This is a genomic window from Nostoc sp. (assembly GCF_035638895.1).
Classification (GTDB): Bacteria; Cyanobacteriota; Cyanobacteriia; order Cyanobacteriales; family Nostocaceae; genus Nostoc.
In genome coordinates this window covers 1-10,890 of the sequence record NZ_DASQZC010000193.1, presented here as the reverse complement: position 1 = coordinate 10,890, position 10,890 = coordinate 1, and the positions used below count along the sequence as shown (strand labels likewise).

General features: G+C 40.4%; 10 protein-coding genes. 7 read left to right on the top strand and 3 right to left on the bottom strand.

Annotation, left to right across the window (positions count from 1 at the left end; translation table 11 throughout):
* The 7 genes from VE944_RS09450 to VE944_RS09420 form a co-directional block, all read left to right on the top strand.
* The coding region (locus VE944_RS09450) for a tRNA (guanine(46)-N(7))-methyltransferase TrmB (protein ID WP_475483622.1) at positions 1–346 on the top strand (346 nt) is incomplete at its 5' end.
* A 492-nt stretch (positions 347–838) separates the two neighbouring features.
* Positions 839–1,057 (top strand): hypothetical protein, encoded by a 219-nt coding sequence (locus VE944_RS09445; protein ID WP_324975652.1) that lies wholly within the window; start codon positions 839–841, stop codon positions 1,055–1,057.
* A gap of 32 nt (positions 1,058–1,089) precedes the next feature.
* On the top strand, positions 1,090–1,527 hold the full coding sequence (locus tag VE944_RS09440) for a nitrogen fixation protein (RefSeq protein ID WP_324975649.1): 438 nt from the start codon (positions 1,090–1,092) through the stop codon (positions 1,525–1,527).
* Positions 1,528–1,597: 70 nt separating this feature from the next.
* The gene (locus VE944_RS09435; RefSeq protein WP_324975646.1) at positions 1,598–2,755 is read left to right on the top strand and encodes a phosphotransferase family protein; all 1,158 of its coding nucleotides are present in this window, start codon (positions 1,598–1,600) and stop codon (positions 2,753–2,755) included.
* Between the two features lie 530 nt (positions 2,756–3,285).
* Positions 3,286–3,477: a hypothetical protein gene (locus VE944_RS09430; protein ID WP_324975643.1), complete on the top strand. Its 192-nt coding sequence runs from the start codon at positions 3,286–3,288 to the stop codon at positions 3,475–3,477.
* A gap of 384 nt (positions 3,478–3,861) precedes the next feature.
* A complete protein-coding gene (locus tag VE944_RS09425) occupies positions 3,862–4,995 on the top strand; it encodes a T3SS effector HopA1 family protein (protein ID WP_324975640.1) in 1,134 nt (377 codons plus the stop codon).
* Between the two features lie 66 nt (positions 4,996–5,061).
* On the top strand, positions 5,062–6,093 hold the full coding sequence (locus VE944_RS09420) for a hypothetical protein (RefSeq protein WP_324975637.1): 1,032 nt from the start codon (positions 5,062–5,064) through the stop codon (positions 6,091–6,093).
* Between the two features lie 129 nt (positions 6,094–6,222).
* Here the strand turns inward: VE944_RS09420 and VE944_RS09415 are convergent, their stop codons facing one another.
* From VE944_RS09415 to VE944_RS09405, 3 genes are all read right to left on the bottom strand, one after another.
* Positions 6,223–6,966, bottom strand: a complete 744-nt coding sequence (locus tag VE944_RS09415) for a peptidylprolyl isomerase (RefSeq protein ID WP_324975634.1) — start codon at positions 6,964–6,966, stop codon at positions 6,223–6,225.
* 171 nt (positions 6,967–7,137) lie between these two features.
* Positions 7,138–8,661: a beta-barrel domain-containing protein gene (locus VE944_RS09410; RefSeq protein ID WP_324975631.1), complete on the bottom strand. Its 1,524-nt coding sequence runs from the start codon at positions 8,659–8,661 to the stop codon at positions 7,138–7,140.
* A gap of 72 nt (positions 8,662–8,733) precedes the next feature.
* A partial coding sequence (locus tag VE944_RS09405) for a peptidase domain-containing ABC transporter (RefSeq protein WP_324975628.1) occupies positions 8,734–10,890 on the bottom strand: 2,157 nt, incomplete at its 5' end.

Sequence of the window (10,890 nt, the reverse complement as noted above, 5' to 3'; positions counted from 1 at the left end):
GCACTCAATTTTATCTTCCCTCCCGCCAGGAAGTTTACAACGCGTTACAATTCAATTCCCCGATCCTTGGTTTAAAACCCGTCATGCTAAACGTCGTGTAGTGCAACCAGAACTAGTAGCAGACTTAGCTAATTATCTTGCGGTTGGGGGAGTTATATTTTTGCAATCAGATATGGAATTTGTTGCGGTGGAAATGCGCGATCGCTTTGCTGCTCACCCAGCTTATCAGAAAGTTGGTGCTGGAGAATGGTTAGCCGAAAATCCACTACCAGTCCCCACAGAAAGGGAAATAGGCACGCAAAAAAAGGGTGAGCCTGTTTATCGGGCTTTATTTGTCAAACAATAAGTTGCCAATGAGGAGTAGTAATAAGGCAATCATGTAGGGCCACAAACGCCAAGTTTGATTTGGTTTTGTAGAGATTGCATGATAGAGGCAGAAGGCACAAATGCAAACAACATCAGCTTTTTGTCTCTTTTTGTTGCTAACCTTTGTTAGTTATTGATATTTACTTGTCGTTAGATATTGCCTGTCAGCTAGAAAACAGGAAACTGTTCGTGACATAAATGTTTTAGTTAATAGTCAAAATTTTTTAAATATTAAAATTCAATTGGTGTACGAGAGTTTGGGTTTGAGTAGCTATTACATACTTTTACAGAAAATAGGGGCAAGAAAAAATTTTCATTTTTTCGTGACATAAAAGTTATATTTATGTCTTCATTAAAGTTTTTACAATTGAGCTAAGTAGTTTCCTCTTTTCCTAAAATAAGAAAATATTAAGCAATTAAACTGCTTAGTATTTAAACCGAAAAATAGTCGAAAGTTAAGACGACAATGAACATGGAAAGTCGAGAAAGAAAGTATAAGGGTCAAATTGAAATTAACGATCTGATTGATGATGCAGTAAAAAATGCGGTGGAACGACGGAACCAAGGTTTAAGTTCAGAAGATGCTTTGTCTGATGAAGAAATGAAAAATATTGCAGGCGGAATTTTTCAACTCCCTACTATGACGACGATGGGAATAATAGCAATCCAGATCAAGATCAAACCCTTTTAGTATAAAGCTTCTCTTCTTTGGAGGGTCAATTGATGGCAGAAATTACTGCTGATAAAACTACACTTTGTCCCAGTGCTAGACCTGAATCTGTGGATAGTGTTGTCTTTGGCGTAGTCGGTGGAACAGTGGCAGAACCTCGTGTAGCTTATCTCAAAAAGCCCCAACCTATCACGGATGAACTAATAGCAAAAGCTAGTCCAATTACACCTGCCGAAATTTTTCGGACGGCAGCACCTTGTGCTACTAAAGGTTGTCAGCATTTTGATGGACAAGATTGCCGTCTAGCAATGCGAATTGTAGAAAAGTTCCCACCAGTAGCAGAAGAACTACCACCCTGTTCCATACGCCGAGATTGTCGGTGGTGGCAGCAAGAAGGCAAGGCAGCTTGTATGCGTTGTCCACAAGTTATTACAGATAATTACAACGCATCTAAGCTAGCAGTGAAGGTAGCAACACCAATATCTGGCTAGAACAAATAAAAGCTCAATCTTTTTCAACAAAATTATTGATTCATATAGATAGTTCATTCATTCACAGCTTATGACATTTTTATTAAACTCTCATAATGTTTTCGATTATTTAGTTGCACATGGTTTATGTAACCACTCCGACCAACCACCTAGTCAGGTAGACCCAATTGCAGCTAAAAATTTTAATTTATTAGTTACTTTGTCAGGCGATCGCAAGCTGCTCGTTAAGCAAGAACGACACAATCAGGAAGGAAAAGCGGCTGGTGAATTTTTAAGTGAGTGGCGAATTCAAGAGTTTTTACAACGATTTCCAAACCTTGACAGCTACCGCTCATTTTTACCAGAGGTAATGCATTTTGATGCCGAAAATTCCATTATTGTCTTTAGATATCTGGATGATTATCGAGATTTAATGGATTTCTACACCAAGGAAAATAGCTTTCATACAGAAATCGCTACGGCAATTGGTAATATTTTAGGGACTATCCATCGTGATACTTTCAAGCGCCAAGAATATCAGGAATTCTTTTATAAAAATTCTGAGAATTTAATGGCTGATCAAGTATCACATTTAGTTCGGAGATTAGAACGGGTTGAACCAGAAATTTTTGGTCTAGTTCCTGGTGATGGGTTAAAGTTTTTTGCTCTATATCAACGTTATGATAGCTTGGGGGAAGCGATCGCCCAATTGGCTAATGCTGTAACGCCCTCTTGTCTCACCCACAATGATTTGAAACTAAATAATATTCTCCTGTACAAAGATTGGCAGAATTCCAGTAATAATATTCTCCGGCTAATTGATTGGGAACGCTCGACTTGGGGAGATCCAGCTTTTGATTTGGGAACACTTATTGGCAGCTATGTACAAATCTGGCTGGGTAGCTTGGTTATCAGTAATTCTTTGAGTATTGAAGAGTCTTTACGCATGGCAATAACACCTTTAGAACTGCTTCAGCCTTCAATTTGTACATTAACCCAAGCTTATTTAAAGGCTTTTCCAGAAATTCTAGAACACCGCCCTGATTTCTTGCAACGGGTAGTGCAATTTACAGGTTTTGCTTTGATTCAACAGATTCAGGCGATGATTCAATATCAAAAATCGTTTGGCAATATGGGGATTGCTATGCTTCAGGTTGCTAAGACATTATTAAGCCGTCCTGTACAATCGATGCCAACAATTTTTGGTGCTGCTGTTGAATTAAATCACCTGAGTTGTTCTGGTGTTTAAATCATTTTGTTATTACTAAAGAGTTATGCAATTATTAAATCCTCCTAAAACTCAGGTAGAAAGTGGCTTATGAGTGTCCACACATCTATACAACCGCGCAGTTTGTGTCACGTCTTACCTGATTTAGACAGATTGTAGTGGATAGAATTGGGTTTGCTTTTACGCTCAAAATAAAATAGCTCTAAATTTTTATCGTTCAGTCCAAGAATCCTCTTGGACTGGTTTTTTATTGGTTTTTCTAATTTATAGAAGTTAAAAAAATAATGGAAAGAAAAAAGGACATAAATATTCTTTATTTGTCATTAAACATTAGCTACTTTGCCGCAAAAATGATAACATTTTGAATTTTAGATAAATTCTATAGTAACTTTAATATAAACAAACATATAATTGCATTATTTATGGCACAGTATTTAGTAAAACAAACCTTGTAAAAATAAATAAAATAACAGATTATAGTAATGGGATGAGGCAATTCAAAGTCTAATCCTTACTAAATGAAATAAATTTACTTAGGAGTACATTGAGAAATGGCTAGCATTACTATCTCTGAACTACGTCCTACTGGTTACGAACTGTTTTCTGATTCTGAAACTTTTATGACAGATTTGGTTGACAGCGAACTTGACATTATCGGTGGTGTAGCCGCTGCATCCGGATGCGGATCGGCACTTTTGTGTTGTATTACTAGAGCAGAAGTACAGGCAGAAGCGATGATTTGAAGAATGCTCTAACAAGGATTCTTCTTTCTCACTTGCTTTGAAAGCTCCCCTAATGGCAATATTTCTGTAAAATTGGAATATATCTGAAGCAAAATACCTACTTTGCTCAGTGTCAAATTATTCTGATTTAATGCTGTAAATGTGAACAGAATACCCCTTTAATTAAGGGGTATTAATTTCATAATTAAACTGTTTTTTGGAAAAACTTTATTAGCGCTAAAAGAAGTGCTAACTGAATTTACTAACTTTTTATATAGACTACAAATCTGCTTTAATTATTGAGTTATTTCAACAAGTCAATAAAAAATAAGCAGATACATATAATTACTCCCTTTCCACCCGAAAATTACCTTTGTCGTAATGTTTAGTCGTAATGGAACCATCATGCAAATACTAGATTCTATTCAAACTCAACAGCTAAATTCCGCTTCTTCTCAGGTGCTGGATACTCTGCAAAATATTGTCAGCAACGTTCAGATCCAGCCCAACTTCTATATTAGCCATCCAGATTACAAACCCTTGAAACTTCCTGCTGAAGTGGTAAAACGCTTTCAGGGAATACCTTTGAACCTTCAGAGTAAGTATCTTAACCTGCAACTGCAAAGGTTTCTCTACGGCATCTACTACAACGGCTCCCTGCGAACTGTCCTTACACTAGATGCAAATTCAACTAATTTATCACTTTACCAAAATTTAGAGAATAATACATTGTTAGGGGTAAACATAGAGTTTATCCAGTTATTGCACGAAAGCAATGCTGGAGAAGGCTACTTTAGCCCAGGTTGGTATGTACTGAGGCAAGAAAGCGATGGCCGTCTTGCAGTGAAAAAAGACGGTCTAACCCTACACATTGAGCGCGATCGCCATTTACAACTAGCAGATCGCTCAGCTACTGTAGGTAACTTGGTTTCAATCCGGTTACCACGTAATTTGGTTCAAAACGGCTTCTATGTCGCAGTGAGCAATGTAGGTGCGGTAAATCCCGGAAATCCAGACAGTCATTCGGGAGTAGTGCGAATTTACTTTAATTTCAGTCCCCCTGGCGCAGTTGCCATAATGAGAACTATCACGCAGCAGCTGAACGAAATAAAAGTTCCCTTTGTCTTCAAAGTGCTATATAACCCTTCTGATTATGGTCGCTACGACTCAGGTGTTCTCTACTTTGAGCGAAACAACTACGAAGCAGTCCGGCAAGTTATTCAGATCATTTATGCAGAAAACCGATCGCATTTTCGGATGGAAGTACCTTTGTTCACTAAAGTCCTTGCACCTGGGTTAGCTTTAGCAGAAGAACCAGATTGCAAATTTTCTGCCCAGGAAAGTTTCGGGATGAACCGCTGCCAAATTGTGGCTCTTGGCTTGTTAGAAGCTTGGCAAAAAGGCGATTTTTCCCCAGAGGGTCGGATGGGTTCCATCCTCAAACACTTCTTAATTCTTGGGATTAATTTGCAGCGTTCTTATCTAAATAGCAACTCTGAGGACATCTATAGGCCGTTGGACTGCTCATACATTCTGTAAGCATGCCCTGTTTCATTGAGCTTTGTTGAATTTGTATTTTTAACTAAATCTCGTTTTCACTCTCTAATGTCTAATTCTTATAGCGAACTCATCCAAACTGCTCTAGAAAATTGCCAACGAGGTTCCAGAAAACCCATTCAGCTTCCACCAGGGAATCTTGACAGATCCTTCAGTCAAAAGCTGGTCACGCTCATGGAGTCCCGGTTGCCACTCACAGACAAGTTGCTGCTGCGTTGGTGTCAAGATGCTCTTCATCAAGCTCTAGTTGCCGCTCGTTGTGGACAAATTGTGATGGCTAAACAGTTCTTTACTAAGGCACGCACACCCCTTGAATCAGACACGCTTTCGATTGAGGGTGGTCTGATTTGCAAGTCCTTCCACGAGGTGGCGGAAGCCTACCTAGATTATCGTCAAAGTGCTTTTGACCAAGCTCGTACCAGGCTGTTTGAGGGATTAGCAATTGACGTGCTTTTGGAGGAAAAATATGGGTACGAGCTTCTTTATCTACATCGCCTCCAAATAGCACTCCATCTTGTGCGTATCGATGTAGGATGCATGTGCTTCGAGTCTGCAATTGACCTTGCCTGTCAGCTTTTAAGCTATCTGGAAGGAGCGTCAGAGGCTTTACCGCTCCCAGGTTCTTGGGGATCTAAGCGTGTTGCACTTCTACCACCAGAGCTTGCCGCTACGATGTTTGTACAAATAACCGATCAAGTCGCTCTCGCCTTGGCAGGAAAGAACCATCAGGTTACTCGTAACTTGTTTGCTGTTGTCTCCCATCACATGCAGTTACAAGCTAATGGCAATTGCCAGTGCCACCCGCGTTCTCACGCCTGGTTCCTGATTAAACAGGCAGTTGTAAGTAACGATATTGCTACTTTTTTGGAAAGAGCATCCCACTTCCTGACTGAGGGACGCGCTGACACACCATTGCTGTGGTATGCGACGGTTGTCGATCTTGTCGCCCTCTGTGACGAACTCGCTCTCCCAGAGTCTGAATTGGTGAGGCAGGAGATTGCCAAAGATGCGGTCATATGGGAATACCTCCCACAACCGTTTTTAACCATACTCAGTGGCTATGCAAACAGCGGTACTTAGAGCGTCTCTACCTCAATCCTAACTATGAAGATATTCACACACACTATTAAACTAAGCCAACGGTGTGGAAAGTCCTGTCTAACTGTTGCCGAAAAACTAAAAGTTTAGCCTTTGGGATTAGCATTTAGGTTATTTAGAGTCTAAATGCTTAACAATTTCAAATTCTGCGCTTTGTTGCTTCAGCCATTCAGAGAACAAATCTGAAGCAATTTTCTGACGCAACTCATTATCTAATTGCGGTTGAATAATCTCCTCTACCAAAATCAGGTGTACCCCTTTAGCAGCAACAATTGGCTTGAGAAGCTGCGGTGGTTTAGCAGCGAAAACAGCAGCAGAAATTTCTGGTTTTAAATCCTTACGATTCACTTTCTCTTGATATCCGCATTTTCGACGTAATTCCGTATCTTCAATGTATTGGTGAGCAGCATCATAAAAACTCATTTCACCTTCCTTAATTGCATAGTAAAGTTCTACCGCTAAGTCTTCATCATTCAATAAAATCTCATACATCACAACACCAGTATAGTCTAGCTGATGCTCAAAGAAATATGGGTCGACTTTTTCTGCAATCAGATATTGAAATAACTTCTCCTCAATCAAGTTAATATAAACTATTTGTTCAAAATCATCGAGAGATAAACTATGTTTTTCTAACCAAGACCAGGTATCATTAGCAGTAATTAGTTTATTTAAGAACCGTATTTTATCTGCTCTTTTTTGCAGTTCTTCATTGGCTAATTCAATACCACTTGTAGCAGCATAATTTAGTATAATCTTACGGATAATAATTTTTTTCATTATCTCAGGGACTTTACAAGATAGCTTAATTTCTTGAATAATATCTTCGTGGGTAATCCTAATAGCTTGTGACATTATGTAACTCCTAATTATGTAAGATGTAAGTTGCTTTTTCGTTCCCTGTAAACCTGCCAGAGAATGCTTATTGTGAGGCTCAACCTCTAAAAAATGGGAACAAAGTCTCCAATAATTGCCTTTTTAGGCTGAGTATGTAAAAGAAAAAATGTATAGTTAGAGCGAAGACTGCTACAATTTCACCCCACCTTGCTGCAACTGCTTAAATGGGTCAAGCAGAAAATCAATAATCCGGCGCTGGCGCACAACTACCTCAGCTGTCGCCGTATCCCCAGGACGCAAGGCAATACATTTATTAGCCGAGGAAATACAATTTTGTTTTGAGGCAATTTCCAAGTCATAAGCTGCCACCTTTCCATTAGGTGTTTCCACTTCTATGGTAGTAGGAGAAATATCTAACAATTCTCCTTCCACTATTCCATAATCCTGAAACGGATAAGCATCAAACTTTAACTTGACTGGCAATCCTCTTCGCAAAGAACCACTCTCAGTTGTCGCCATTTGTGCCCGAATTATTAAAGGCGAACCTTGGGGCGCAATCTCCGCAATCATTGCTCCTGGTTGTACTACAGACCCAGCCCTTTGTATTGGTAACTGAAACACTCTACCATTGACAGTAGCTCTTAACTCTCGTTGTCCTAACTGAAACTTTAACGAGACAATCTGACTCTTAGTTTGAGCTATTTCTGCTTGAAGTGTAGAAATTTCTGTTTCTAAACTCTTCTGTTGTTCGTCGATTTTTAGCAAAGCCAGCTTGTTGGAACGAGTTAAGGCCTGATAACTCCTTTCCTGTTCTTTCACTCGCAATATTGCCTGCTCAATATCTGCATTTGCTTGTCGAATAGTTCGCTCATAACTACTTTGTTGTTCTACCAAATGTAGTTTAGCCTGCTGAATATCTGACTGATTTTGTTCGTATAACTGTTGCTTGTCTTTAGCTATATCTTGCTTCTGGACAACATTAATTTCTGGAACAACGCCTGACTGCCAAAGACTGCGATAGCGTTCAACTTCCCGCTCGGTACTCGCTAAACTACTGTTTACTAACTTATTAGCAGTTTGACTATGCTCAAGAGTTTGCCGTACCTGATTGACTTGAGCTAATTTTTCGTCTTTTTGTAAGTCATAGGAATTCCTCAAAGCATTCATATTCTGTCGCGCTTGGTCAATTTGAGCCTGCTTTTCTAACTGTTGAGATTGATTTTGTTGCTGTTGTGTTGTTAAAGATACAACTAACTGGCTTTTAGATGAATTTAACTGAGAAAGTCGATTTAATTGTCCCTCTAATTTATCTTGTGCCTGCCGCAATTCTGCCTTAACTAATTCCGATTCCAATACCAATAAAGTCTGCCCAACTTTAACCGAATCACCCTCCTTTACCCGAATTTCGGCAACAGTACCTGCTACAGCAGCATCTAACCTAACCGTTTTTCCCTTTGGCTCAAGTCGTCCTCTTGCCATACCCGTTTCATCCACTTTAGATAGCATAGCCCAAGGTAAAATGATCGACACAAACACCACCAAAAAATACAGTAATCCCCTTGTCCAAACTTGGGGTAAACTATCAAGTAAATTCTTGGTTGCGTAAGCCCAATCATCAGTTGAGGTAGCTGGTGTTTTCTCCCTTAAAACTTCCTCGTGCTGTTGTACCTCATAAATTTGGGTTTGAACTTTTCCATTTAATGTATTTGGCATGATTTTTCCTGATATCAATTTTGAATTTTGGGAGTAGGGAGACAACGAAAGCTTCCTGCTTATCTTCTTTTTTCACCCAGCAACATCCAACTGCTGATGATTGAGATAAAAATAATGTCCCCGCTTCGCCATCAACTCTTGGTGAGTCCCACTCTCAATCAACACGCCACGATCTAGCACCAAAATCAAATCTGCATTTCTTACTGTTGAAAGGCGATGGGCGATTACTAAGGTGGTTCTGCCTTTGAGAATTGTGTTTAAATTCGTCTGAATAATCCTTTCTGACTCTGCATCTAGATGGGAAGTCGCTTCATCCAAAACCAACAGCTTGGGATTGCCTAATAATGCTTTTGCGATCGCAATTCTTTGTCGCTGTCCTCCAGATAACATCCCCCCTCCTTCACCAATCTGGGTTTCATAACCCATAGGCAACTTTTTAATAAACTCATCAGCACCCGCCAATCGCGCCGCCTCAATAATCTCTGCTAAAGTTGCCCCAGGATGTGCCAAGCTAATATTTTCCCGGATCGTTCCGCCAAACAAAAAGGTATCTTGGTCAACTACCCCAACTTGTTCGCGTAAAGAACGCAACGAAAGACTGCTAAGATCGTGTCCATCAATCAACACTTTGCCATCCGTGGGGGGATATAACCCTAAAACCAGCTTAGAAATCGTAGTTTTACCCGAACCACTGCGTCCCACCAAGGCAACCATTTGCCCGCTGTGTACTTCAAAACTGAGATTTTCTAAAACATTGATATCGCTTTCAGGGTGATAGCGAAACGTCACGTTGTCAAAGCGAATGTTACCTTGAATGGGTGGTAAAGATTGCCGTGCTTGATGCTGCAAATCCTCTTCTGGTTCCGCATCCAATACATCATTAATACGTTCCACCGCAATCACCACTTCTTGCAATTGATTCCACAAAACTGTTAATCGTTGGAAGGGTCTAATAATATTTCCCAGCAACATATTAAATGCCACCAATTGCCCAATGGTTAACTCGTTGTGAATTACTTGGTATGCACCAAACCACAGCAACATAGTAGTTATCACTGCTTCAATTGTGTTGCTGAATATTTGCAGGCGATTGCTGATAATTTGCCCAGAGAAGTTAGTTTTTACTTCTTTACTTAATAACTCTTCCCAATGCCAACGCACTGTCTGTTCTACTGCTGTAGATTTAACTGTTCGCACACCCGAAAGGGCTTCAATCAGATAGCTACTTTCATTAGCAACAGCGTTAAATATTTCCCTAGAAATCCTTTGTAAAAAAGGTGTGGCAATCAATGCCAGCAGGAAAAAAGGCGGTACAATCACCAACACCAGCAACGCTATTTTCCAGCTGTACCAAAACATCAATCCTAAATAGATAAAGACTGTGACTAAATCTAGCAAGATGGACAACGCCTCACCGGAGAGGAAGCGTTGAATTTTACGGTTTTCCTGTACACGAGAGATAATATCCCCCACATAACGCGACTCAAAGTAACTCAAGGGTAGCCGCAGGGTGTGGCGAATAAATCCGACAATCAGTGCTAAATCGAGCTTATTCGCCGTGTGGTCTAACAGATATTGCCGCAACCCTGTCATCGCTACACGAAATAAACTAAAAATCAGTAACCCTAACCCCACTGCCGTTAAGGTTAGTTCAGAACGCTGCACCACTACGCGGTCTAAAATTAACTGGGTAAATAAGGGGGTAACAAGTCCAAAAATCTGGATAAATAAGGAAGCAATAAACACTTCCAGCATCACTAAAGAGTGAGGCTTCATCAATTCAAAGAATTGCCAAAAAGGAGTAGAAGTCTCTTTGGTATCCTTTAGCATGGCTGTGGGTTGCAGCAGCAATGTGTAACCAGTCCAGTTGGCTTTAAATTCGGCGTGGCTGAGGGTGCGTTGCCCAATGGCGGGGTCGGCGACAATGACGTGTTTGGGGGTAATTTCGTAGATAACGATGTAATGTTTGCCTTCCCAGTGGGCGATCGCAGGCAATTTTTGCTTCGCTAATTGGTCAAGACTCGCTTTCACAGGTCGCGTGGAAAAACCAATACTTTCCGCCGCCGCCGATAACCCCCGCAGTGACGAGCCATTGCGGTCAACATTGGCGATATCCCGCAGGCGATTGACACTAAAATTTTTCCCCCAATAACGAGACACCATCACTAAACACGCTGCACCGCAATCCGAGCCACTCTGCTGGGCAAAAAACGGATAGCGCCGAATCAC